This window comes from Allobosea sp. GW823-FHT02B03, from assembly GCF_058797755.1.
This window is the reverse complement of sequence record NZ_JBXAJY010000004.1, coordinates 499,261-523,539: the sequence shown is the minus strand read 5'-3', so window position 1 is coordinate 523,539 and position 24,279 is coordinate 499,261. Positions and strand designations below refer to the sequence as shown.

25 protein-coding genes are annotated in these 24,279 nt (G+C 66.6%); 5 read left to right on the top strand and 20 right to left on the bottom strand.

The features are described 5' to 3' along the window. Positions 1-2: 2 nt before the first annotated feature. Both AC1REK_RS16130 and AC1REK_RS16125 read right to left on the bottom strand, forming a co-directional pair. Entirely contained in the window at positions 3-1,253 is a 1,251-nt protein-coding gene (locus AC1REK_RS16130; RefSeq protein ID WP_492269254.1) for an efflux RND transporter periplasmic adaptor subunit, read from the bottom strand. 532 nt (positions 1,254-1,785) lie between these two features. Beyond that, a complete protein-coding gene (locus AC1REK_RS16125) occupies positions 1,786-2,571 on the bottom strand; it encodes a bestrophin-like domain (RefSeq protein ID WP_316018413.1) in 786 nt (261 codons plus the stop codon). 269 nt (positions 2,572-2,840) lie between these two features. Between AC1REK_RS16125 and AC1REK_RS16120 the strand changes: the two genes are divergently transcribed. Then, the gene (locus AC1REK_RS16120) at positions 2,841-3,041 is read left to right on the top strand and encodes a hypothetical protein (RefSeq protein ID WP_492269255.1); all 201 of its coding nucleotides are present in this window, start codon (positions 2,841-2,843) and stop codon (positions 3,039-3,041) included. Positions 3,042-3,322: 281 nt separating this feature from the next. Here the strand turns inward: AC1REK_RS16120 and AC1REK_RS16115 are convergent, their stop codons facing one another. The 4 genes from AC1REK_RS16115 to AC1REK_RS16100 form a co-directional block, all read right to left on the bottom strand. Next, positions 3,323-3,973 carry a LysE family translocator gene (locus AC1REK_RS16115; RefSeq protein ID WP_492269256.1) on the bottom strand — a complete coding sequence of 217 codons (651 nt, stop codon included), beginning with the start codon at positions 3,971-3,973 and terminating at the stop codon, positions 3,323-3,325. A 73-nt stretch (positions 3,974-4,046) separates the two neighbouring features. Beyond that, the gene (locus tag AC1REK_RS16110; protein ID WP_492269257.1) at positions 4,047-4,670 is read right to left on the bottom strand and encodes an Isoquinoline 1-oxidoreductase subunit; all 624 of its coding nucleotides are present in this window, start codon (positions 4,668-4,670) and stop codon (positions 4,047-4,049) included. A gap of 4 nt (positions 4,671-4,674) precedes the next feature. After that, on the bottom strand, positions 4,675-6,837 hold the full coding sequence (locus tag AC1REK_RS16105) for a xanthine dehydrogenase family protein molybdopterin-binding subunit (protein WP_492269534.1): 2,163 nt from the start codon (positions 6,835-6,837) through the stop codon (positions 4,675-4,677). Then, entirely contained in the window at positions 6,821-7,282 is a 462-nt protein-coding gene (locus AC1REK_RS16100; protein WP_492269258.1) for a (2Fe-2S)-binding protein, read from the bottom strand. The genes AC1REK_RS16105 and AC1REK_RS16100 overlap by 17 nt, the downstream gene beginning before the upstream one ends. A gap of 192 nt (positions 7,283-7,474) precedes the next feature. Between AC1REK_RS16100 and AC1REK_RS16095 the strand changes: the two genes are divergently transcribed. Beyond that, positions 7,475-8,089, top strand: coding sequence for a TetR/AcrR family transcriptional regulator (locus AC1REK_RS16095; protein WP_492269259.1), 615 nt, complete (start codon positions 7,475-7,477; stop codon positions 8,087-8,089). Here AC1REK_RS16095 and AC1REK_RS16090 read toward each other — a convergent pair. After that, the gene (locus AC1REK_RS16090) at positions 8,067-9,089 is read right to left on the bottom strand and encodes an ankyrin repeat domain-containing protein (RefSeq protein WP_492273807.1); all 1,023 of its coding nucleotides are present in this window, start codon (positions 9,087-9,089) and stop codon (positions 8,067-8,069) included. The two genes, AC1REK_RS16095 and AC1REK_RS16090, sit on opposite strands and share 23 nt — an antisense overlap. Before the next feature lie 102 nt (positions 9,090-9,191). Between AC1REK_RS16090 and AC1REK_RS16085 the strand changes: the two genes are divergently transcribed. Then, positions 9,192-10,118: a LysR family transcriptional regulator gene (locus tag AC1REK_RS16085; protein ID WP_492269261.1), complete on the top strand. Its 927-nt coding sequence runs from the start codon at positions 9,192-9,194 to the stop codon at positions 10,116-10,118. Here the strand turns inward: AC1REK_RS16085 and AC1REK_RS16080 are convergent. Then, positions 10,099-10,770, bottom strand: coding sequence for a flavodoxin family protein (locus AC1REK_RS16080; RefSeq protein ID WP_492269262.1), 672 nt, complete (start codon positions 10,768-10,770; stop codon positions 10,099-10,101). The two genes, AC1REK_RS16085 and AC1REK_RS16080, sit on opposite strands and share 20 nt — an antisense overlap. A 151-nt stretch (positions 10,771-10,921) precedes the next feature. Between AC1REK_RS16080 and AC1REK_RS16075 the strand changes: the two genes are divergently transcribed. Both AC1REK_RS16075 and AC1REK_RS16070 read left to right on the top strand, forming a co-directional pair. After that, the gene (locus AC1REK_RS16075) at positions 10,922-11,338 is read left to right on the top strand and encodes a winged helix-turn-helix transcriptional regulator (RefSeq protein WP_492269263.1); all 417 of its coding nucleotides are present in this window, start codon (positions 10,922-10,924) and stop codon (positions 11,336-11,338) included. Between the two features lie 149 nt (positions 11,339-11,487). Further along, positions 11,488-12,222 carry an SDR family oxidoreductase gene (locus AC1REK_RS16070; RefSeq protein WP_492269264.1) on the top strand — a complete coding sequence of 245 codons (735 nt, stop codon included), beginning with the start codon at positions 11,488-11,490 and terminating at the stop codon, positions 12,220-12,222. A gap of 197 nt (positions 12,223-12,419) precedes the next feature. Here the strand turns inward: AC1REK_RS16070 and AC1REK_RS16065 are convergent, their stop codons facing one another. The 12 genes from AC1REK_RS16065 to AC1REK_RS16010 form a co-directional block, all read right to left on the bottom strand. Then, entirely contained in the window at positions 12,420-13,301 is an 882-nt protein-coding gene (locus tag AC1REK_RS16065) for a LysR substrate-binding domain-containing protein (RefSeq protein WP_492269265.1), read from the bottom strand. 282 nt (positions 13,302-13,583) lie between these two features. Next, the gene (locus AC1REK_RS16060; protein ID WP_492269266.1) at positions 13,584-14,354 is read right to left on the bottom strand and encodes an alpha/beta fold hydrolase; all 771 of its coding nucleotides are present in this window, start codon (positions 14,352-14,354) and stop codon (positions 13,584-13,586) included. 2 nt (positions 14,355-14,356) lie between these two features. Further along, entirely contained in the window at positions 14,357-15,085 is a 729-nt protein-coding gene (locus AC1REK_RS16055) for an enoyl-CoA hydratase/isomerase family protein (protein WP_492269267.1), read from the bottom strand. Next, positions 15,082-16,353 (bottom strand): CaiB/BaiF CoA transferase family protein, encoded by a 1,272-nt coding sequence (locus AC1REK_RS16050; protein WP_492269268.1) that lies wholly within the window; start codon positions 16,351-16,353, stop codon positions 15,082-15,084. The genes AC1REK_RS16055 and AC1REK_RS16050 overlap by 4 nt, the downstream gene beginning before the upstream one ends. Then, complete coding sequence (locus AC1REK_RS16045) at positions 16,350-17,156, bottom strand: IclR family transcriptional regulator (RefSeq protein ID WP_492269269.1); 807 nt, start codon at positions 17,154-17,156, stop codon at positions 16,350-16,352. The genes AC1REK_RS16050 and AC1REK_RS16045 overlap by 4 nt, the downstream gene beginning before the upstream one ends. Further along, entirely contained in the window at positions 17,146-19,500 is a 2,355-nt protein-coding gene (locus AC1REK_RS16040; RefSeq protein WP_492269270.1) for a molybdopterin cofactor-binding domain-containing protein, read from the bottom strand. Before AC1REK_RS16040 ends, AC1REK_RS16045 begins: the two co-directional genes overlap by 11 nt. A 4-nt stretch (positions 19,501-19,504) precedes the next feature. Continuing rightward, positions 19,505-19,990, bottom strand: a complete 486-nt coding sequence (locus AC1REK_RS16035; RefSeq protein WP_492269271.1) for a (2Fe-2S)-binding protein — start codon at positions 19,988-19,990, stop codon at positions 19,505-19,507. Between the two features lie 9 nt (positions 19,991-19,999). Beyond that, complete coding sequence (locus AC1REK_RS16030; RefSeq protein ID WP_492269272.1) at positions 20,000-20,860, bottom strand: FAD binding domain-containing protein; 861 nt, start codon at positions 20,858-20,860, stop codon at positions 20,000-20,002. Next, positions 20,857-22,011: a thiolase family protein gene (locus AC1REK_RS16025; protein WP_492269273.1), complete on the bottom strand. Its 1,155-nt coding sequence runs from the start codon at positions 22,009-22,011 to the stop codon at positions 20,857-20,859. Before AC1REK_RS16025 ends, AC1REK_RS16030 begins: the two co-directional genes overlap by 4 nt. Positions 22,012-22,022: 11 nt before the next feature. Further along, complete coding sequence (locus AC1REK_RS16020) at positions 22,023-22,436, bottom strand: Zn-ribbon domain-containing OB-fold protein (RefSeq protein WP_492269274.1); 414 nt, start codon at positions 22,434-22,436, stop codon at positions 22,023-22,025. Further along, complete coding sequence (locus AC1REK_RS16015; RefSeq protein WP_492269275.1) at positions 22,433-23,032, bottom strand: SRPBCC family protein; 600 nt, start codon at positions 23,030-23,032, stop codon at positions 22,433-22,435. The genes AC1REK_RS16020 and AC1REK_RS16015 overlap by 4 nt, the downstream gene beginning before the upstream one ends. A gap of 10 nt (positions 23,033-23,042) precedes the next feature. Next, positions 23,043-24,233: an iron-containing alcohol dehydrogenase family protein gene (locus tag AC1REK_RS16010; RefSeq protein WP_492269276.1), complete on the bottom strand. Its 1,191-nt coding sequence runs from the start codon at positions 24,231-24,233 to the stop codon at positions 23,043-23,045. Between the last annotated feature and the right edge of the window lie 46 nt (positions 24,234-24,279).

The following is a 24,279-nucleotide window of genomic DNA, read 5'->3' as shown; positions in this document are numbered from 1 at the left end:
GCTCAATGCGCCTTCTGTTCAGCGGCGGGCGCATTCTGCGCGGATGCGCCTGGAGCCGGTGGCCTCTCGGCATCGGCCGGCATCGGTTTGGCATCGACCGAAGCGCCACCCTGCAGGCGGGATTGGCCGGCGACCACGATCTTCTGCCCGGCACGGAGCCCTGACAGAACGACCGCCCGTTCATCGTCGCTGGCACCGACCTCGATCGGCTGGGTGATCGCCTTGCCGTCATCGCCGATGACATAGGCGAACAGGCCGGAAGGACCATGCATCACCCCGTTCGCGGGGATGACGACGACCTGCCTGAGCGTGTCGATCCGCATCCGCGTATTGACCGAAAGCCCGGGCCAGAGTGCATTGTCCAGATTGTCGAAGCGCGCCTTCAGGCCAATCGTGCCGCTCGCCATGTCGACAGTGTTGTTGATCGCGGCGAGCTGGCCGCGAGCCAGGACCCGAGCACCATCCGAAGAAATCGCATCGACGGGGACCGCGCCGCCCTCATGAGCCTTGGCGATCGCTTCGAGACGATCCTGCGGCGCGGTGAACTCGACCGCGATCGGCTGCAGCTGGGTGATGGTGACGATGCCCGTCGTATCGGTGGCATGGACGATGTTGCCGGGGTCGATCATCCGGAACCCGGCCCGGCCGGTGATCGGGGAACTGATGGTGGCATAGTCCAGATTGACCCGGGCGCTGTCTATGGCGGCCTGGTCGCCCTGGATTTGTGCCTGGAGTTGCTCGACCAGCGCCTGCTGCGTGTCGAGGTTCTCGCGCGATTGGAAGTCCTTCGCGGCGAGGGATTTGTAGCGATCGAGAATGAGCTGGTTGTTCTTCAGATTGGCTTCATCCTGGGCCTTCTTGGCGACGGCCTGGTCGAGAACGGCCTGGTAGGGGCGCTTGTCGATTTCGACCAGCGGATCGCCTTGGCGGACGATCTGGCCTTGCTTGAAGAGCACCTTGGTGATCGCGCCGTCGACGCGGCTTTTCACCGTCACGGTCCTGAAAGCCGAAACGGATCCCAGGCCACGGACGTAGATGGGATAGTCCGTCTTGGCGGCTTCCGCGTAGGTCACGGGAACTTTCTGCGGAGCGGCGTTATCGGCACCGGCCGCTCCCGCCCGAGGCCCGCCGGCGGGAACGTTACCGCCAAGTTCGCGCCACCCCAGATACCCCAAAACCACGAGTGCCAGCAGGACGAGGAGCACCGGCGAGCTGCCGGGCATTTTCTGTCCGTTGTCTCTCTTCTCAAGCATGCTCGCACCCGTCGAAAGACAAGAGCGTCGCCCCGCATCGCAGCGGCGATGTCCATCGCGGCTGTACGGGAACAACGCGGTTCCCCGCCGCGGGTTTCGAGTTCAGCGACGCCAATCGGCGAGAGAACGGGCCTGCTGCCGGCGGCTTAGATTCTGACGGTTGGCGCTGGAATAGGGGCAGAAGCGGTGAAAATAGCCGGAAGCGCGCATGCGCGTCGTGCTCGCGACCTGTTGCGGCGTGCCGCCGGGTTTTGGCCGCACCGAACCTGCTCCCGATCTTGTGACGCAGGCAGAGCAGCGTCCGACGAGGCCTGCCCGAGTTTCGGCTACATGGACCGCCGCTCCGGAGCGCTTCAACAACGGTGCCGGGATGGCCTGGGCCAGCGGGCGGCAAACTTCATCCCACTTCAAACATGCCGCACGAAACCGATCCCACCAGCCCGCGACTGTTCGCGGAGAAGGCCTCGCATGTCACCGCGTTCATGCTTTCGCATGAGCGGCCGGTGAAGCCGGGACTGAAACGCCGCCGAATCTAGCGCATCATATCGGCGAGCGCGTCGCGCGTGGAGACGCTGGAGATGTGGAACACCCCCTGGTAGGGCATCCCGAGGTCGACGATCACGAACATGATGCTCGATATCGAAAGCACCCCGATTGCCAGAACCGCAGCGCTCAAGGCGCGGCGGGGTATCTGTAGCCCGAAGCTCAGGAAGACCAGACTGAGCCAGAAGCTCAACAGGCCGATGAAGAAGGCTCCCGACGGTATGTGGGAATCCTCGATGACGCTCCATCTCGCCGATAGCGCCGCTGAATAGGCTGTCCGGCAGCGGGCTGCGGAGTGCTCCAGCCCGGGGCTTTGCAGGGCGTCCACGGCCACGCCGATATCGCTCATGAGCTGCGACAGGATGCTGTCCTCGCCGCGAACAGCCATCCCTTCGGTGTTCGGCATTCCCGCAACCACGATCTTCGCCTCTTGCGGCCACGTGCTTGCCAGGACGGCCGCGGTGTACTGTCGGAGCTTCAGCCGGATCGGGTCTGCGGCATCGCCAAAAATCCGCAGGCACTCGTCGAGACTGGTCAGGCGCGCGGCATAGGTCGAACGATGGGCGCTGGCCTCGTCGAAGCGTGCCCGAGCCGTTGAGAGCTGCAGGCTGAGGATCAACGCGGCGAAGGTCACCATGAGGCCGGTGACCAGCCGGATGGAGTCCAGGTTCTCGGCTGTCAGATGTCGCTCGTGCAGACGTTTCCGCAGGGCAATGCCGGCCATCGCAGAGGCACAGAAGAGCGCAAGGAACGCGAAGACCAGAAGAAACTCCATAACGTCTCCTTGCGCCGGTGTGCGCCCAGATAGCATTCATCGAGTTCTTCTTGAACAGGCTGCGGAGGCGGTCTCGAGATCTGCGCCGCCAGGGTTCTCTGCGGCCGCCCCGAGCGATGACAGCATATGCGGAGCGTCTGCGGTCATCCCACCGTCATGCAAAGATCCCAAGGCTGCGTTTGCAGTCTTCGCTCTTGTTCGGTTTCTGGTGCTTGCCATAGTGGCGACAACTACGACGTAGCCTGCTCTCGCCGCCGGTGGAGTTGCCTATGTACGAAGACCAGTTGAAGCAATTTCGCGCGCGATCGATCGAAAGGACCCTGCGCGCCGGCCTGCCAGCTTACATCATGGATGAGGGCTGGGGCGAAGGTGTAATTCGCTTTCGTGTCGACGGACGGAAAGAGCGCATAGTCATCGTCCGGGGAAAGGCTGTGGTTGAGCCTTTTAACGCTCGCGCTGACAGCCGCTAGCCGTCGTCCGGAGGCGAAGTCGATGCGCGCCCCTTCCGAACGCACGCCGATGCAAGACTTTAACGCCCTGCTCGCCCACCAACCTCAATCTAAATCCGGGTGCCGTCTTATCCAGCGTAGGCGGTGACAAATGCTCGCGCAGGCGAGGAGAAAGGAAGCAATCGCGGACGGTTGCGCTACCTGTCTCCCTCCGTTTGGGGCTTGCCGGACAGAGAAATCGCAACTGTCGAGTACCACTTCAGGTTTCCGCGCGATCGCAGGCTGGATGCCGGGGAAAACATCTACTTCCTCACACCATCCGCCAAGGCGGCCGTGACCCCGAGCCCCACCAGCAACGTGCCGCTGACATAGCGCTCGACCTGCAGGTAGAGCCTGCTGCGCTTCAACCAGTTGCCGGCCGTGCCGGCGGCCAGTGCGTACATCCCGTCGGTGAACAACCCGAGAACCGTGTAGAGGCTGCCGAGGAACGCGATCTGCATGCCGACATGGCCACGGCCCACATCGATGAACTGCGGCAGGAATGCGAGGAAAAACAGTGCCGTCTTCGGATTGAGGAGGTTGACGACAAAGCCTTCCCGAAAGAGATGGCGGCTTGCGGGCGGAGCGGTGAAGGTATCGCTCGTATCGACTGACGCACGCGCGAAGAGCTTTCTGAGGCCGAGCCATATCAGGTAGGCGGCTCCGGCATATTTGACGATCCCGAACGCCAAGGCGGACGAAGCGAGGAGCGCGGACAGGCCGAGGGCCGCTGCTGCGACATGAACGAGCGTCGCGGTGTGGATGCCGAGAATCGAGACGAGCCCGGCGGTTCGCCCCTGCTCGATCGAGCGTCCGACGAGATAGAGAACGGCCGGCCCGGGAATGACGAGCAATGCGAGGGCCGCGCCGACGAAGAGGGCGATATCGGCAAGGCCGGGAGTGACGAGGCTCATGTTTCCTCCAATTGGCCGGCGGCTATCCAGTCTGCATGCCCCAGCGAAAGGCTCGAGTGCGAAGCGAAGACGCCTAGCCGTCCGGGCATGCCGCTCCGGAGCCGGCCCACGCCTCGACCAGCGCACCAAAGATAGCATTCGTTCCCGGTGCCGGCTCGCGGCCCGGTCCCGGCCGCCAGGCCCAGAGCACCAGGGGATCGGACCTGACGTGCTTGACGATTGCGGCGAGGTCCCGCCCGCCATTGCGGCTCCGATCCTTGATCTGCGCGCAGATCTGACCGAGCGTCTTGCCGTCCCAGCCCATCGATGCGGGAGCGAGCGCCCAATGGCCATCGCCGGGAACGCGGGCCGCATGGAAGTTCTGCCTGCCGTGGCAGCTGGCGCATTCGAGCCCCGGCGCCCCATGTCCGTCTCTTCCGCGGATCACCATGGGCTGATGAAGACGCCGCTGATCGCCTTGACGAGGACGCTCTGTCGCCGGATGGCAGTTGAGGCAGCGAGGGTGCTGCAGCACCTTTCCGATCTCGCCGAACAGCGCGAGCGAGCGCGCCTGCCTGTCGGGAATGCCGGCGAAACTATCGGCAGGGCGCAGGGATGCGGAACTCTCCAGCGGCGACGCTTGAGCGGCTGCCGAAATCATTCCAGCGAGACAGAAGCCGGCCGCCGCCACGACGCTGATAAGCAGGCGCGATCGCATCGGCCTAGCCTTTCACCATCGGCAGTGAACTCGGCCGCTCGCGGCCGAGGCGTGCCAGGGCATTGGCGACCGCTGGCCCGATCGGCGGAACACCGGGCTCACCGACCCCCGACGGAGCTTCGGCCGACGGGACGATCCGGACTTCGACGGCCGGCATCTCGTTGATCCGCAGGGATCTGTAGCTGTCGAAATTGCTCTGGACCGGGCGTCCCCTGTCGAGGGTGATCTCGCCGTACAGGACGTGCCCGAGGCCGAAGCCGATGCCGCCTTCCATCTGGGCACGAACGATGTCGGGGTTGATCGCGATACCGCAGTCGACCGCACACCACACCTTGTGGACTCTGGGCTCATCCTCGAAGGAGACTTCGGCGATCTGGGCGACATAGGAGCCGAAACTCTCCACGACCGCGACGCCGCGTGCCCGCCCATTGTTCGGGCCTGGCCCGTCCCATCCCGCGAGCTCTGCAACGGCCTTCAGCGCACCGGCGGCGCGGGGGCGCCGGGTCATCAAGGCGAGCCGCCCCGCGACGGGATCCTGCCCGACCTCCTGCAGCAACTGGTCGATGAAGCACTCGACGGCGTAGCCGGTATGGGTGTGGCCGACCGAGCGCCACCACAGGGTCGGGACACCGACCTTGGGAGTGTGCACCTCGCATGCGAAATTGGGCATGTCGTAGAGCAGTCCGCTCGCCCCTTCGACAGAGGACGAGTCGACACCGTTCTTCACCGCCGAGAACTCGAAGATCGTGCCGATATTGATCGACTGCCCGACGATCGTGTTGGACCAGGCCGAAATCCTGCCGTCCTTGAGGGCACCGCGAAGGCGATGCACGTAGATTGGCCGATAATAGCCGCCACCGAGATCGTCTTCGCGCGTCCAGACGACCTTGACCGGACGGTTTGGTCCTATCGCCTTGGCCACCATCGCCAGCTCGGCCGCGAGATGCTGGCTGTGCTGGGCGCGCCGGCCGAAACTGCCGCCGGCGATCATGGTTTCGATGCTCACTCGCTCGAGCGGCAGGCCGAGAACATCGGCGATCATTTGATGCTCGGGGGTCTGGAACTGGCTGCCGAACCGGGCCAGTGCCTGTTCGCCGTTCCATGCGAGATAGCCGTCCAGCGGCTCCATCGGTGCGTGAGCGAGATAAGGAAACGTATACTCGGCTTCAATGACGCGCTCGGCTTCGGCGAGAGCGGTCGCCGGATCGCCATGGCTGCCCGCGACCGCCCCCTTGCTTCGCGCAAGTTCCCGATAATGGGCGACGATATCCGGGCTGCTGCGAGTCTCGGCGGCGCTGTCGTCCCAGGAGACTTTCAGCGCCTCGCGCCCCTTCAACGCCGGCCACATGCCCTCGGCGTAGACCGCGACGCCCGACCCGATAGACTTGACGTCGACCACGCCCTTGATCTTTAGGGCCTGGGTTGCGTCGAAGCTGACCAGCTTGCCGCCGAAGCGCGGCGGGCGCGCCACGACCACGGTCAGCATGTTCGGCTCCCGGATATCGATGGTGAAACGAGCCCGTCCCGTCGACTTGATCGCGCTGTCGAGACGCTTGACCGCGCCCTCCCTGCCGATCAGCCGATAAGCCGCCGCCGGCTTGAGCTGCACATCCCTCGGCAATGGCAGCTTGGCCGCTTCGCCCGCGAAATCGCCAAAGGAACCTCGCCTGCCCGAAGGATCCTGCAGCACGCCCCTCTCGATGCCGATCTCGACAGCCGGAACCTTCCACGCGGCCGCCGCGGCCTGGAGCAGCATGACGCGCGCGGCGGCCGCCGCCTGCCTGATCTGCACCCAGGAATTGGCCATGGCGGTCGAGCCACCGGTCACCTGAAGATGACCGAAGACCAGGTTCGCATAAAGCTCGACATCGGCGGGCGCGTGTTCGGCGCGCATCTGGCTCCAGTCGGCGTCGAGTTCTTCTGCGACCAGGGTGGCGAGGCCCGTGAACGGACCCTGACCGACTTCGATGTGCTTGACGAGGACGGTGACCGTGCTGTCCGCCGCGATCCTGACGAAAGCGTTCGGCGCGAAAAGTGGATCACCCTGTCGGGCTTTCGCAGCTTTCGGCAGATGGGCACCAATGACGAGGGCGCCAGCGCCCGCCAGCACGGCGCGTCGGGAGGGGGAATGTGCCAAAGCGGTCACGGGTTCAGCCCTCCAACGCATGAGCGGCGCCGTGAATGGCAGCGCGGATGCGGACATAGGTCGCGCAACGACAGAGATTGCCGTTCATCGCGAGGTCGATGTCGCGGTCGGTCGGTTTGGGGATCTCCTTGAGCAGCGCCACCGCGCTCATGACCTGACCGGACTGGCAATAGCCGCACTGGGACACGTCATGACCGATCCAGGCGGCCTGGACGGCGTCGCACTCCCTGCCCGCGAGCCCTTCGATGGTGACGATCTCGGCATCTCCGACGGCGGAGATAGGTGTCACGCAGGCACGCTGCGGCTTGCCGTCGAGGTGGACAGTACAGGCTCCGCACTGAGCGATGCCGCAGCCGAACTTCGTACCCGAGAGGCCGAGATTGTCTCGGATCGCCCAGAGCAGCGGAGTGTCGTCGTCTACATCGAGCTCATAGTTCTTCCCATTGACCTTCAGGCGATGTGGCATGTCGATCTCGCAAGCCCAGAACACGTGACGATGTGGCTTCCCGACGCCTGATGCCCGCTCGCGTTCGCGGGAGCGATCTGACATAGCGATGGCAGGAGGCAGTCTGCCGCCATGCGCGGCAAACTGTACTAGAAAACGATTTGAGTCTAGTGGGTATCCACTCGCCTGGGGTGGAACTCTGTCAGGAGCGCCATGACCGATCGTCACAACCATCCGGCCGCCGTTGTCGACGACATGTCCGATCGCGCCGAGCAGATTGCGGATGCGGCGATGCGCCTGTTCGCGCGCTACGGGTTCAAGCGTACCGCGGTGGACGACATCGCCAAGGAAGCGCGGATCGCGAAGGCGACGATCTATCTTCACTTCAAGGGCAAGGACGACATCTTACGCGCCACGCTGCAGTTGCTGGGCCAGCGTGTCGATGCACTGTGCCGCGAAGTGATGGAGATGAAGGCCCCGTTCGCCGAGCGGCTGATGGCGCTGCTGCGAGCCCATCACTGCACCGCCTTCCTGAGCATCGGCGCGGGCGATCACTTCGCTGAACTGCGCGCAGTGATCGACGATATCGCGGTCAAGGAGCGCAAGGCCTTCGAAGCCATCTTCATCCGCTACGCGACACAGCTTATCGAGGAATGCGAGGCGCGAGGCGAAATCACGCTGAAGCGGCCGGGGGTGGACCCGGCTGCCCTGATCACGACGCTGATGCAAGCCAGCGTCGGCGCCAAGGTCGGAGGCATAAGCTACGAGGACTATGAGACCCGGCTTGGCTTGTTCGCCGGCGTGATCATTGCGGCCGTCCTGCCGTGAGCTCATCCGCGCGGCGCGCCTCGGCAAGGCCCGTCTCTCTGTCGCTTTCGAGCAGCGCCAGGATTTCATCGTAGCCATAATCGCGCGCCAGGTCCGCCGCGCTCCGACCGTCATGGCCGAGAAGGTCCGATCGCACGCCGGCTTCCAACAATAGCCGGACTGCCTCGACATGGCCGTGCCAGACAGCGTCGTGGAGCGCGGTATAGCCATTGAAGGGGCCTTGGGCGTCGGCGATCTCGGCAAATCTCTCGTGCCGGGTCAATGCCGCGACAGCCACGTCATGACCCATATAGGCGGCTTTGTGCGCGGGATGGGCGAGCATGAAATGGTCGACGAGCGTCGGGTCCGCTCCTGCGTCGAGCAGGGCCTGGACTGCACCCGCAAGCCCGTCGCGGGCGGCGATCAGGAGCGGCGTATGCCCGGGGTTTCGGGCGCTGTGAACCGGGGCGACGACATCCGGCTCCGCGCCTTCGGCGAGCAGCGTGGCAATCCGCGCCTCCTTCTCGGCACCGGACAGCATCTCGTCCTCGAGCACGACCAGAAGCGGCTGCCGCTGTCGAGCGGCGGCGACGCGCGCGTGGAACCCGTCGAACACAGCCCGCAGCTCCGCATCCTGCGCAGTCTTCGTATCGAGCATCTCTTCGGCGGTCATGCCGAGGCGGGAACGGATGGTGGGGTCGATGTCGGGATGCGCCAGCAGCACCTTCGCCACGGCGGGGCGGCGGTGCCAGACCGAGATCATCAAGGGCGTCATGCCATGGCTGTGGCTCTGCAGATTCACGAAGGCGCCGTACTGCAGCAGAGCCTCCATGACTGCGGCGCTGCCTCCTTGAGCGGCCAGGTGCAAGGGCGAGGCTCCCATCAGCGGATCGAGCTGTAGCGGGTCTGCGCCCGCCGCCAGAAGCCCGGCCACCGCAGCTGCGTCCCCTCTGGCGGCAGCGAGATGCAAGGCAGGCAGAGCGGCGCCATGATCCTGCAAGGCGTGTCGGGGAAGTTTCATCGGCTGTCGGCCCTCAACGGTCATATCCGGCCCGAAATTAGCCCTCTGTCCGATCGAGATAATCGCCTTTAGATTTCAGTCATTCTTGGAGATGATTCACGAATGCGCCTGCCCCTCGCACTGTTGGAGGTTTTCGATGCCATCGCCCGCGCCGGCAGCATGCGGGGGGCGGCCGAAGCGTTGAACCTCACGCCGTCGACGGTCAGCCACCAGCTCAAGGCGCTCGAAAGGCAGCTCGGAACCACGCTGTTCATCCGGACGACGCGGTCAGTGACGATGACGGAGGCCGGGCGAGCGCTGAGTCGCGGCTCCCTGCCGGCTTTCGACCAGTTGAACGAGGCGCTGCAGAGTGCACGCGATGTCGGCGGCAGCACACGCGGCACGCTGCGCATCACCCTCCCCGAATTCGCCTATCACATGCTCCTGGCGCCGCTCGTCGTTTCCTTTCGTGCCGCCTGGCCGGAGATCGAGCTGGAACTGGTCATGACCGATGCCTTCGTCGACCTCGTGGAGTCCGGCTACCATGCGGGCATCCGCCAGGGGGATCGTGTCGAGCAGGACATGGTAGCGATCAAGATCGGCGAGGCTCTTCCGATCGCGGTCTATGGCAGCAGGGAGTATCTCGATCGGAGGCCTGTTCCACGACAACCGCGCGATCTTCTTGCGCATGACTGCATTCGCTATCGCTTTCACCGCTCCGGCCGCATCGCGCCTTGGCTGTTCGACGGCCCGAACGGCGCCTATCAGGTCGAGGTCACCGGCGGGTTGATCGTCAGCGACCTGCCCACGCTCTACACGATGATCGCAGACGGGCTGGGGCTGGGATATGTCTTCCGCGACGCGCCTCAGGCGGAGATGCGCAGGGACCGGCTCGTTTCGCTGCTGGCAGACCATCTTGTGCCGATCCCGGGTCTCTATCTCTATTTTCCGCGTGAGTATCGCGCGATGCAGCCATTGCGGCTGTTCATCGAGCATGTGCGGCAAGCCGGTAGGCTTGGCGCCCGGAGCGCTAGCGTCGATCCCGACTAGCCGCAGGCCCGCCTGCTACCCCCCAGACGCGGCCGGATCTCGGCGTGTCGATCTGGTAGTCCGTCGCATGAGCCGTGAAGAAGCTTCGCGCAAAATCGTATGCCTGCGCGACGGGGTCGCGCGGGTCCCGGGCGATCTCGCCGCGCGAGTTGCCGTAGCCATGCACCGTACCGACGAATGTCGAGCGGGTATAACGGCTGTATTCCTGGATCTGCTGCACGATTCCGGCCGAGACGGTCGGATAGGTTTCCTCCGAGCTGAGCAGCAGCCCGATGCGCTTGCCCTGCATGCGCACGACCACCGATGGCGACGACGGGTGAGAGGCGGCCACATAGCAGAACATCCTGTCGAAGAACGCCTTCAGCTGGGCTGACATGCCGTACCAATAGATCGGGCTGGCGGCCACGAACCCCTGAGCCGGCAGGAAGCTTTCGAAGAACGCGGAACTGAACCCGTCCTCGATGGCGCAACTGCCGTCTGGCCGCCGGCAGGAGCGACAATCCTTCAGAAACGAGCCCAGAATGTCGTTCGCAACGACGATTTCGCTTTCATGCCCGGCATCGCGCAGGCCCTCGCAAAGGCCCGGGCCAGAGCGGCGGAGTTGCCGTCGCGGCGTGGACTCGAACTTAGGACCATAGCTTTCATGGCGCATCCGATCTCGCAGAGTGGATTATCCGCCGCCAGCCGCAGGAGGCGCCCGGGACGAGCGGCTCCCGCCGGCTTGGCGGCGATGTCTGCAATAGCTAGATGACGCGCCCCACCCCGCAAGTACGCACCTTCGGGTACCTATGGCGAAGCAAGGCATGGCCTCCCCGCACGACCAGACCGGACAGAGCATTCCAGACGTGTTCGACGCCGAGTGCTCGGCCCGGCATGCGTTGGAGCTCATTTCCGGGAAATGGAGCGTCCTGATCCTCACGGCACTAGCGGAAGCACCCCGCCGGAACGGCGCTCTCCTGCGGCGGATCGGCGGCATATCGCAGAAGATGCTGACCCAAACCCTGAAAGACCTGGAACGGAACGGCCTTGTCGAGCGCCATGACCTCCGGACCGTTCCGCTGCACGTCGAATACAGGCTCAGTGCGCTGGGTTCTTCACTGAGCGCTACCCTCATCGCGCTCGACAGATGGGCCGAGCGGAATTTTCCGGAACTCGACGCAGCCCGTGCACGCCATGACGCCGCGCGCCTCGGCCAGCCCGTGGCACAAACGGATTCATGAATCCTGCCGAACAGAGAATGCGATCCCGCCCGCATTATTCGTTCTAGCGTCGATCGGTAGCATTCCTTCCGTCCCCGGCGCAGATCGACAGACCGAGGACGCGGTCGAAATTGGCTGGCTTCGCGCCAGGCGGCGCGAAGGAGCCCGGGATGTACCCTCAGAATCTGGCTGGCAAGACTGCCGTCGTTACCGGCAGCTCCCGCGGGATCGGCCGTGCGATAGCGGCACGGCTCGCTGCAAACGGTGCCGCCGTCACCATCAACTACCGCAGCGAAGCCGGCGCCGCAGAGGAGCTCATGGCGCAGATCGTCGCCAGCGGCGGCACGGCGCAGGCCGTGCAAGGCGATATCGCCAGGATCGACGACATCCAGCGGCTGTTCGACAAGGCCGAGATCGCATTCGGCCCCATCGATATCGTGGTGGCCAATGCGAGCATCGCGATCCTGAAGCCGCTGATCGATTGCACGGAAGACGACTTCGATACCCTGTTCGGCGCGAATGCCCGAGGAACCTTCTTCACGCTGAAGGAGGCCGCGAAACGCCTGCGCGACGGCGGACGCATCGTCGCCGTCACCACCGGCGGGACAAGAATGTTCCTGGGCGAAACCTCGCTCTATCTCGGCAGCAAAGGGGCGGTCGAACAGTTCGTCCGCTCATTGTCCCGGGAACTCGGCTCACGCAGGATCACGGTCAATGCGGTGCTGCCCGGCTTTACCAACACCGACATGCTGCCCGAGCGGGACCGCGCACGTGCCGCCGGCATGTCCCCTTTCGCTCGCATCGGGGAAACGGACGACATCGCCGACGTGGTGGCCTTTCTTGCCAGCGAGCAAGCCCGATGGGTAACAGGCCAGAACATCGGCGCCGGCGGCGGCGTGATGTGACTTCGCTTCCGATCGGGGACGATCGGAAGCAGCAGTGCCAGCCATTGGCGCTCCCGCTGGCGGCGCGGCGATCCAGCCCGTCGCGATCATGGCCAATGCTCTGCCAGCCGGGCGGGGTCCCAAGCAGATCACGAAAAGCGGTTTTGAAACCGGCCAGCGCGTCGGGCCCGTTTCGTCGAGCCTGATTGCTCACGGCTTCAACGATGGGCAGATGCGCTCAGGAACTGCCCCGCCGCGGGATTTTTGACCGGCGCCCGAAAGCCCAGCGACAATCCGAAGGCGGCATCAGGGGATTTGATCGAACGATACGCTATCCGATCGCTCCGAAAGCTCGCCATGCCCTCCGGCACGATCGAGATCCCGGCATCGACGGCGACGAGGGACAGGACCGCATGGAGGCCATGCGCTTCCTGGACGACCAGCGGCGTGAAGCCAGCGTCAGCGCATAAGCGGACCGCCCTGAAATGGAAGCTGCGACCCTCGGCTGCCGGCCACAGGACGAAGCGCTCATTCGCAAGATCGCGCAACTCGATGGTCGGCGCGCCGGCCAAGGGGTGCGAATGCGGCAGCGCGATGCACAGGCGGTCGGTATCGAAGGGCTGAAACGAGAAGCCTTCGGTCGGGGCAGCCGGCGCAATGAGGAGGCCCAGGTCCAGGGCGCCTTCTCGAAGCAGCTCCATTTGCCGGGCGGTGGTCGCCTCCAGCAACTCGAGCCGGACTTCGGGATGTGTTTCGCGAAAGGCGCGGATCATGTCGGGCAGACGGCCATAAAGCGCACTGCCCACATATCCGAGCCGAACCTGCCCGGCCCGGCCTGCTGCGGCTTCCCTCGTTGCCGCGACGGCGCGCTCTGCTTGCTGGAGCGTCAGCCGCGCCTCCTCGAGGAACACCGCTCCAGCCGCGGTCAGGCCCAGGATTCGGTTGTCGCGCGCGATGAGCTCAAAGCCGAGTTCCCGTTCCAGCTTGCGAATCGCAATCGTCAACGGAGGCTGCGACATGTTCAGCCGCGCCGCGGCGCGGTGGAAATGCAGTTCCTCTGCGACCGCGATGAACTGGCGCATCTGGCGCAGATCAATCATCGCGCGCCTCGCCAAGCCTTGCGGAGCGACGGAGCCGAAGGATTGTCGCGCGATCGCGCCACCGGCCTTCCGCCGGCTCGCGCGGAGCCGCGTGATCTCTGAAGACAGTCGATGCTGCGAGGATCATTGCCTTGGCGCTCATGACCGGGCTCCGCCGATGGGATCGCGATCATAGGCCATTGCGCCATTGCGTCTTCGGCCATTGCCGCCGCGATCCCTGGCGGATTTCGCGGAGCACCGCCCAAGTGCGATGTCCGAAGGCCGCAGCCGGTGCCGAAGCCTCTAAGCTTTCGTCAGGAATCGCTCGAGCTCTCGGACGAACGCCGCGGGTTCGTCGAGCATGGCGAGATGACCCGCCCCCTGAAGCTCGCAAAGCACTGCGCCAGGGATGGCGTCCGCGAGACCGCGCGCGACCGCGGGCGGCGCGCGCCGGTCCTCGGTTCCGACGAGCACCAGGGTCGGAGCCGCGACATCCGTCAAAGACGCAGAGACATCGGCGGTCAGGATGGCTTCGAGCGTCTGCAGATAGTTCTCCTGCGTCATCGCTGCGATCGAATCTGCGACCAGCGCGTTTGCGGCCTGATCGGTCGCGATCACCGTATCGTCGGCATAACGGCGCCCGAACTCGGCCATCGGCATGGTCGCCAGAGTTTCCCGCGTCGCCGCGATCCGAAGGGGACCGGCTGCGCCGACAGCCGCGTACGCCCCCGCCAAGGTCAGCGACAGACAGCGAGCGGGCTCCATGGCATTCAGGGTGACCGCAAACAGGCCGCCCATGGAGCAGCCGACGACGTGAAAGCGCTCGTGGCCGAGCGCCGACATCAGCGCGAGCCCGTCACCTGCGATCGCCTCGACGGAGAAGCCGGCGTGGTTGCTGCTCCCGCCATGCCCGCGACAGTCCATCGCCACCAGCTCAAACTGATCCGACAGCGCGGCCACGGTCGATGCCCAGAGGCCTGCATGCGTCCCGAGGCTGTGCAGCAGCAGCACCGGCGTCCCGACGCCGGCGCTCTCGAACGAGATCGTCTCGCCGTTCAGCTTCAGCGCCGGCATGGTCAGCGCGCCTTCGACGACAGCACGGAAGCCAGCAGGTTCGCCGCCAGATCGCGGCCGGAGCGCGCCCCCAGCTCCGGCGCCGCCCGCTGGTAGTCCTTGACCGCGACGAGCGCCTCGCGGCTGCGCGCACGCAGCGTCCCCAGCAGGCGCTCGGTCTCGGGGGTGAGCGCGTCGTCGGACACTACCTTGCTGACGAGCCCTAGCATCCGAGCCTCGCGCGCATCGATCGGATCCATGCCATAGACCATCAGCGCCAGCGCCTTCGGCGGCACCTTGCGCATCATCGCCGAGATGGCAAGGGTCGGCGGCAGGTCCTTCTCCATCTCCGGCAGGTCGAAACGTGCGCTCTCGGCGGCGATGGTGACGTCGCAGGCGGTAGCCAAGGCGGCGCCAAGCCCACGGGCGGCGCCACGCACGCCGCAGACGACCGGCACCGGGCAGTCCGATAGCGCGTCGTAGAGCGAAAGGATCGGCTCGATCAGCGCCATGCGGATGTCGAGCGCCGTCGCGGCGGCAGGCGCCCCCTGCGGATCGCGTCCGCGGCAGAAATCGGCCCCTGCGCCCGAAAGATGCACGAACTTGGCCTCTCCCGGGATATCACGAACCGCCTGCGCCAGAGCCGCGATCATCGGGAGCGTCAGCATGTTGCCCCGTTCGGGGCGGTCGATCGTGACGGCGAAGCCACCCTCGACCTTCTGCGCCCGGATGCCTTCGCTCGGCCCCGTCATGCCCTCGCCTCCTTCTGCCCCTGCTGCGCGGCCGTCACACGCCTGCCGATGACCCCGCTCTGACGCAGGCTTTCGATCCGCTCGGCGCTGAGCTTCAGCAGTTCCGAGAAGACCAGATCCTCGTCGTCGCCGAGCCGCGGCGGGAAGCGGTGTTCGATCTCCGGCTCGCCTACGAATTTCACCGGATTGCCCGCGACCCTCAGCATCTCGCCATCGCGGCCAGCGAGCTGCAGCACCATGTTCCGGTAGAGCACCTGCGGGTCGGTGAGGCTGCCGTCGAGCGTGTTCACGGCCGCAGCCGGAATCTCGGCGGCGACCAGTGCCTCGACCCAAGCGGCGGCCGGTCGCGTCGCGAAGATCGCCTCGATGATCTCCCACAGCGCCTGACGGTTGCGATAGCGGAGCTGGTTGACGCGGAAGCGCTCGTCCTCAGCGAGATCGGGGCGGCCGAGCACCTCGCAAAGCGCCTTCCACATGCGCTCGGTGTTGGCGGTGATCACGACGTCGGCGCCGTCGCCGCAAGTGAAGGAGCGATAGGTCGGGATCGAGTCGTGGCCGCGGCCCTGCCGGCCGGGCACGGTGCCGGAGGCCAGGTAATAGGCGGCCTGATAGCTCAGCATCGAAATCTGGCAGTCGAGCATCGCGATGTCGACGCAGCGGCCCTTGCCGGTGCGGTCCCGGTCGGAAAGCGCGGCGAGAATGCCGATGACGCCGTACATGCCGGCCGCGAGGTCGCCGAGCGGGATGCCCGAGCGGACGGAATGGCCGTCCGTCTCGCCAGTCAGCGACATGCCGCCGGACATCGCCTGGACGATCATGTCATAGGCGGGCCGGTCACGATACGGACCGTCCTGGCCGAAGCCGCTGATCGAGCACCAGATCAGCTCCGGCTTGCTTGCCGAGAGATCGGCATAGCACAGGCCGAGGCGCTCGATCACGCCGGGCCGGAAATTCTCGATCACGACATCGCTGGCGAGGGCGAGGTCTCGGACGAGATCGCGTCCCTCTTGCGTCTTCATGTCGACGGCGAGGCTGCGCTTGTTGCGGTTGACGCTGAGGTAATAGGCGCTGTCGGGCCCGACGAAATGCGGCGGCAGCACGCGCGTCATGTCGCCGTCCGGCGTCTCCACCTTGATGATGTCGGCGCCGAGGTCGCCGAGGATCTGGGTGGCATAAGGGCCGGAGAGGAACTGGGTCAGGTCGAGGACGCGCAGATGACGCAGCGGCCCTTCGCCGGTCGGCCCTTGCGGGGAAGCGTGAGCATTCATGCGGGGATGATCTCGTTTTCGGCTGGCTTGGACAGGGGCGCGCCCAGCGCACGCGACAGAGCGGCCGCGTGCTGGCGCACGAGCAGGCCGAGCTTGGCCTCGTCGGTCGCGACCATGCGCTGCTGGGGAACGGTGACGCCCAGACTGCCGACAACGGCGCCTGCGGCGTTGAAGACGGCAGAGTTGATGCCGACGGCCCCGGCGATCTTCTGTCCGTGCGAGACTGCATAGCCACGGGCGCGGATCGCGGAGAGCTCCGCCTCCAGCTCTTCGAGCGGCGGACGCTTCTCGTGTGAGGCCGGCGCGTCCTCCGCCTCCTCGTAGATCCGACGGCGGTCCTCCCGCGGGAGATGTGCGAGGATGGCGCGTCCGCTCGCGCCCCACAGCACGGGCTGCGGGCTGTTGAGCTTCAGCTGGTAGCGCAGCAGTTGGCTCGAATCGCTCTTCTCGGCGAAGATCATGTTGCGGTCGGCCGGCACGTAGAGGCACAGCACGCAGGTCTCGTCACAAGCGTCGACGACCTGCTGCAGGAAGGGCCGGGCCAGGCTGCGGATGTCCTGGCGGGTGTTGACCAGCGCCGCGAGCCGGAAGAACTCCGGCCCGAGATGATAGCCTCGCCGCTCGCCCGCCTGCTCGGCGAGCCCTTCCTTGACCAGCAGATCGAGCATGCGATGGCAGGTGCTGGGCACGAGGCCGATCGCGGCCGACAGGTCCTTGATCGTCGTGTCCCCGCGCTCGGCGAGGTGGCGCAGCACCTCGACCACGCGCTGCACCGTACCGAGCGACTCGCCCTTACCGGCCATTGACTGTTCTCCGATAGGCGCCCGCCTCGGCGAGCGCGTCCACGATGCGCTCTGGCGTGAGCGGCGTCTCGGCGAAGCGGACGCCGAACGGTCCTAGCGCATTCTCGATGGCGGAGACGATCGCTGCAGCGGCGGGAATGGTGCCGCCCTCGCCCGCCCCCTTGACCCCGAGCGGATTAAGCGGACTCGGCGACTCGACATGGGCGATCCGGCAATCCGGCACATCCGTCGCCATCGGCATTAGATAATCGGCGAAGGTGGTGGTCAGCGGCTGGGCGTTCTCGTCGTACTTCATGAACTCGAACATCGCGTTGCCGACGCCGTGCGCGACGCCGCCCTGGACCTGTCCGTCGACGATCAGCGGGTTGATGATGTTGCCGCTGTCATGGGCGACGCTGTAGCCGAGAATCCGCACCGCGCCGGTCTCGATGTCGACCTCGACCTCCACGACATGGGTGCCGCTGCAGTATGACGCCTGCGGCGGCGTGAAATAGGCGGTGTGCTCCAGCCCCGGCTGGTCACCCGCCTGCATCGAGAAACCGGGCATGCCCTGCGACATCCTGGCGAGCTCGCCGAAGCCGATCTCCGGCTTGTTGCCACCGAGCGCCGTCGCTCGCCCGTCCTCGATCGCGATCTCGGCTTCGGGAACCCCGAGCGCCCTTGCCGCAAGCTTCAACACCTGTTGGCGCACGACATCGGCCGCCATGGCCGCCGAGGAGCCGGCATTGACCGCCTGGCGGCTGGCGAAGGCGCCGACGCCATTGGCGATCGTCGCGGTGTCGCCGATACTCATCTCGATGTCCTCGATCCGGCAGCCGAGCCGATCCGCCACGATCTGGGACAGGGTGGTACGGGTGCCCTGCCCCTGATTGGTGGCGCCGGTCGCGACCGCGACCTTGCCGTTCTGCTGGATCCGGATGGTGACGCCCTCGAATGGGCCAAGCCCCGTGCCTTCGACATAGTTGGCAATGCCGATGCCGAGATGGCGCCCCTGCCGGCGGCCCTCGGCCTGCCTGGCCGGGAAGCCGTCGTACTCGGCCAAGGCCAGAGCCTCGGCCTGCGCCTTGGGATAATCGCCGCTGTCATAGACCAGCGGCTTGCCATCGCGGAAGGTGAGCCCCACCGAATAGGGCATCTGTTCCGGCTGGATGAAGTTGCGCCGCCTCACTTCCGCCCGGTCGAGAGCGAGCTCGCTCGCTACGCGGTCCATCAATCGCTCCATGGCGAAGACTGCCTGCGGCCGGCCGGCACCGCGGACCGGCGTCGTCGCGACCTTGTTGGTCAGCGCCACCGTCACGTCGAGCTCATAGGCCGGCAGGACATAGGGGCCCGGCATCGTCGCCGCCGCGATATAGGGCATGATCACGCCCCAGGGCACGAAGGCGCCGGTGTCGTGCAGCAGGCTGCCGCGCACGCCCTTGATGCGGCCCTCGGGATCGACCGCGATCTCGACCTCCCAGTGCTGGTCGCGCTCCTGCGTCGCGCAGAGGAAATGCTCGCGCCGGTCTTCGGTCCATTTCACGGGAACCCCGAGAGACAGCGCCGCAGCGGCAATCACCGCCTCTTCCGGGTAGAAGATCGCCTTTGGGCCAAAGCCGCCGCCGACATCGGGCGCGACGACGCGGATATTCTCGACACTACGCCCGAGCAGGTCGGCGATCATGCGCCTGCCGATATGCGGGGTCTGGGTCGCCGACCAGACGGTGAGCATGTCGCCCACCCTGTCGTGCTGCGCGACGACGCCGCGCGTCTCCAGAGCCATGCCGCCGCCGCGATGCTGGAATAGCGTCTCCCTGAAGACATGCGCCGCGCCGGCGAAGGCGGCGGAGGCGTCGCCATAGGCCATCTTGAAGGTCGAGGCGACATTGTCGGGCAGGTCGGCATGGGCGACCGGAGAACCCGGCTGGACCGCCGCCTTGCAATCGCTCACCGCCGGCAGCGGGTCAAGATCTGCAAAGACCGCATTGGCGGCATCCTCGGCGAGATAACGGCTCTCAGCAAACACGACGGCGACGGCCTGGCCGACATAGCAGACCTCCTCGCGCGCCAGGCAGTGCTGCGTTCTCAGAGCGGCGATGGCGGCATTGGGGACGAGCATCGGCATCCGTGAGGTCGCCATCGCCCCCGGCAGGTCGTCCGCCGTCAGCACCGCATGCACCCCGGGCATCTGCCGGGCGGTTTCCGTGTCGATTGCGCCGAGACGGGCATGGGCGTGCGGCGAGCGCACGAAGCAGGCATGCAGCATGCCGGGCAGCTTGATGTCGTCGACATAGCGACCGCGACCGGTCAGCAGGGCCGGGTCCTCGAGGCGCGCGACGCGGGCTCCGAACTGTTTGACGCCCATGGGCTCAGGCCTCCCCGGCGCGCAGCCGCTCGGCGGCATCGAGCGCCGCCGCGACGATGCCGGCATAGCCGGTGCAGCGGCAGAGATTTCCGGTGATCACGTCGCGCACCTCCTCTTCAGTCGGCGCTGGGTTGTCGCGCAGCAGCTCGGTCAGGGTGGTCAGCATGCCCGGCGTGCAGAAGCCGCATTGCAGCGCATGGTGTTCCCTGAAGGCGCGCTGCAGGACGCCGAGCTCGCCGTCGGCTGGGGCAAGCCCCTCGATCGTCGTGACATCGCGTCCGTTCGCCTGCACGGCAAACATCAGGCAGGAGCGCGCCGAGCGGCCGTCGACCAGGACTGTGCAGGCGCCGCAGACGCCATGCTCGCAGCCGACATGGGTGCCGGTCAGGTCGAGCGCGTGGCGCAGGAAATCGGCAAGCGTCAGGCGCGGATCGATTACCGCCTCGTAGGCCTTGCCGTTGACTGTGAGTTTCACGGTTTTCTTGGTCATGAGCTGTCCTCAGCCGGCGCGGCGCGCGGCGTCCGCCAACGCCCGGCCCGTCAGCACGCGTGCGAGATGCCGGCGGTAATCGCCACTGGCATGGATGTCCGAGACGGCGTCGATCTCTCCGGCCAACATCGCAGCCTCGGCGAGGGAGCCGTCCTCGGGAGCCATGCCGACCAGCGCTTCCTCGAGCCGCGGCAGACGCAGCGGCCCGGTACCCGTGCCCGCCAGCGTCACGGAGGCCCGCGCGATCAGGCCGGAACCGTCGCGCTCGATCAAAGCTGCGCTCGCGACAATCGCGAAGTCGCCGCGCCGCCGCGCGAACTCATGGAAGCCCCAGCCATGGCCCGGCGACCAGAGCGGCAGCTCGATCGCGCTCAGGACTTCATCCGGCCCGACTGCCGTCGTCATGAAGTCGAGCCCGAACTCGGCGAAGGGCACCCGCCGCGTCCCGCTCGACGAGGCGATCTCGATCACCGCGTCATGGGCGGCGCAGACCGTCGGCTGCTCGGCCGAAGGGTCGAAATGCGAGAGGCTGCCGCCGATCGTGCCGCGATTGCGTGTCTGGCGATGGCCGACATGCGCCAGCGCTTCCTTCAACAGCGGGCAGCGTTGCGCCACGACCTCCGAGAACTCCAGCTCGCGCTGGCGCGTCATCGCGCCGATCCGCAGGCGATCGCCCAGAAGGGTGATGCCGGCGAGCTCGGCGATGCCGTTCAGATCGACGAGATGATCCGGCAGCAGATAGCGGAAGTTCATCATCGGCACGAGCGACTGGCCGCCGGCGAGGAGCTTTGCGTTCTCCAGGCTGGCGAGCAGGCCGACCGCCTCGGCGAGCGTCGCCGGCGCGTGATAGTCGAAGGGAGCCGGCTTCATCGGGCGAACACGTGGATCGAGCAGGCGCCGTGGTCGAGACCGGCGATGCCGCCGCCCGTGGCGTGGGTCAGCCCGGTGCGCGCGCCCTCGACCTGATGCTCGCCGGCGCGGCCCTGGAGCTGCCGCGTGATCTCGACGGCCTGGGCGACCCCGGTCGCGCCGATCGGATGCCCGCGCGACAGGAGGCCGCCGGACGGATTGACCGGCCGCTTGCCGCCGAGCGAGGTCGCACCGCTGTCGAGAAGCTCGTAGGCCCCGCCGCGTTCGCAGAAGCCGAAAGCCTCGTAATACATCAGCTCGGCGATGGTGAAGGCGTCATGGATCTCGGCGACGTCGATGTCCTCCGGACCGATGCCGGCCATCTCATAGGCACCCTTGGCGCCTCGCGCGGTCAGTTCCGCCCAGGTCATGTCGCGGTAACGGTCGGTGTAGATGCCGGAGGTGACCTCGGAAGCGGCGACGCGCACCGGTTTGGCGTCACCCCTCCGGGCGATGTCGCCGGCGGCGAGGACGACCGCCGCGGCGCCGTCCCCGGTCGGGCAGCAATGCCAGAGGGTGAAGGGGTCGGTGACCGGACGCGCCGACATCACCTCGTCGAGCGTCACGCGCTTGCGGATCTGGGCATAGGGGTTCAGCGCGCCGTGATCATGCGCCTTGACCGAGACCTGGGCGAGCTGCGCCTCAGTCAGCCCGTATTCGTGCATGTAACGGCGCGCGCGCATCGCATAGAGCGCCGGCATCACCATGCCCTGGTTGACCTCCCAGTCCTCGCGCTCCAGCGGCAGCGTGCCGCCGCCGAACTTGGTCAGCTTCTCGGCGCCGATCACGACCACGACGTCATGCTGGCCGCTGGCGACCGAGAGCCAGGCGACGGAGAGCGCCGAGGAGCTCGACGAGCAGGCGTTCTCGACATTGATGATCGGCATGCCGCTGATGCCGAGCGATTTCATGATGCGCTGGCCGGCGAGCATGCCGCCGAGCGCCGTGCCGCAGAAGACGGCGTCGATCTGCTTCGGCGGCAGTTCAGATTCGACGATGGCCTCTCGCACGGCGGGCCAGGCGATCTCGGCGAGCGTCTTGTCCGGCTGCTTGCCGAACGGAACGAGGCCCGTTCCGACGACGCAGACCTCGCGCAGCGATGCGGTGTTCATGAGCGGGCTCCTCACGCCGGAACGAAGGTGTAGGTGGAGAGATCGGCGCCCGAGGCATCCGTTGCGACGACCCCGAGCGAGAGCCTGACCGGCTGGTCGATCGCGATGGCCTGAAGCGGCGCGTCGATATGCGCGAGGACCCGGACCCCTTCGGGAAGGTCTACGTAGCCAAGGGCATAAGGCACCTTCCAACCCTTCGGCGCTTGATGGACCACGGAGTAGGAATAGAGCCGTCCCTCGCTGGACAGCGCTGTGCCATCGACCTCCAGCGACAGGCATTGCGTGCAGACTTCGGCGCGCGGGAAGCTCAGCGCAGCGCAGGCCTTGCAGCGCCCGCCCGCCAGGCTCGCGCTGCCGTCGGCCGCGATCGTGACGAGCTTGTCCGAGATCAGGTTCGGAACAGACTGGGCGAGATCCGGGGTCATGACGAGCTCCGTTGCGACAGCCGACCGAGGCGGCTGCGGATGTAGGCGATGATCAGCGAGACGAGGGACAGGCTGGGGGCCGGCGCCGGGCCGGCGGTTGCGTTCGGAGCCGCCGGTGCAACGCCCGCCTGCGTCGCCGCGCCGCTCGCCGCGAGCTGCTTGCGCAGATTGGTTGCGAACTGGTCGATCAGGACCTGGGCGACGCCGGCGATCACGCCCTGTGCCCGGCCATATTGCGCAACGGTTCCGGCGAGGTTGACGTCGGTCGTGACATGGACGCGGGTGCCTCCCGCATCCGGCGTGAGCTTGAACGACACATCGGCCGCCGCATTGCCGCGGCCCTTCAGCTCCGCGCCGGACGCCTTGACGCGCGCCAGATGCGTCGTTTCGTCGATCTCGACGAACTGGGCCTTTCCCTGGAATGACACTGCGACGGGTCCGAGCTTGACGTTGACCTTGCCCCGATAGGTCCGATCGTCCTCGACGCCGAGCAGTTCGGCCCCCGGCATGCAGGGCGCGATCGCCGGGATGTCGAGCAGGACGCGCCAGGTTTCGCCTGGCGGCAGGGCGACGGTGAAGCTGTTCTCGATCTTCATGACCGCTCCTTCAGCCGTAGCATTGTTCGAAGATGGCGCGGGCCTGGGCGACGCTGGTGCGGCGCACGCCCGGCTGATGGATGAGGTCGCTGTCGCGCACGGCGCGGTCCGGCATCGCGCCGCCATAGAGGCCAGGAATCGCTGCCTCCGCCATCTCGGCGAGCCGCTCGCGCGGCAGTTGCTCCGGCGAGAAGGCCGTGGGGAAGCCGATGTCGTGGAAGAGACCGAAGAGCGCCGAGTGGATCGCCGCGACGGTTTCGGCGAGACCCACCCCCGACCGGGCACCGAGCGCGATGGCGAGCTTCTCCGCCTTGGCCGGCGCGACCGGGGCGTTGAAGGCGACGATCCGCGGGATGAGGACGCCGACGCCGATGGCATGCGGCAGGTCGAGCCGCGCCTCGAGCGGCAGCGACAAGGTATGGGCGAGGCCGAGGCGGCTGTTGCCGCAGGCGATGTTGGCGATTGCCGAAGCGAGCAGATTGTCGGCCCGCGCCGCCATGTCGTCCGACAGGATCGAGCGGCGCATGCTGCCGGCCTGCAGCCGGACGGCTTCCAGGGCCAGCGCATCGGTCAGCGGTGTCGCCAGCGAGGAGAACAGCGCCTCGACGGCATGGGTCAGCGCATCCACCGCCGAGGCCGCCGCGGCGCGCGGTGGCAATGTCTCCAGGGTGACGGGATCGAGGATCGCGGCCTGCGGGAAGCTCAGCGGTCCGCCGCCGACGAGCTTGCGGTGGCTCGCCTCGTCCTTGACGAGAGTGAACTGCGAGACCTCGGAACCCGAACCGGCCGTGGTCGGTACCATGATCATCGGCAGGGCCGGCGCGCTGAAATTCGCAACGCCCGTCATGTCGGCGAAGCTGCGGCCATTGGGGGCGACGATGGCGATGCCCTTGCCGGTGCACATCACCGAGCCACCGCCGATCGAGACGATGCCGTCGCGGTCCTCCCGGCGCACCCGCTCGGCCTGTGCGTCGACATGGGAGAGGCGGGCATCGATGCCGCACTCCTCGAAGGTCGCGACGTCGCAGCCGGCCTCCTTCAGCGCGGCGAGCGCCTGCCCGTAGAACGGCGTCGCCGCGATCGCGGGATCGGACACGACGAGCGGGCGATTGATGCGATTGGCACGAACGAGTTCCGGCAGGCGGGACAGGGCGCCGGGGCCGTGGACCAGCCGCGTCGGCATGTAGAAATTCGCGATCATGATGTCGTCTTCCGTGGATGGTTGGGGCGGGCGCGACCGCGGGCCG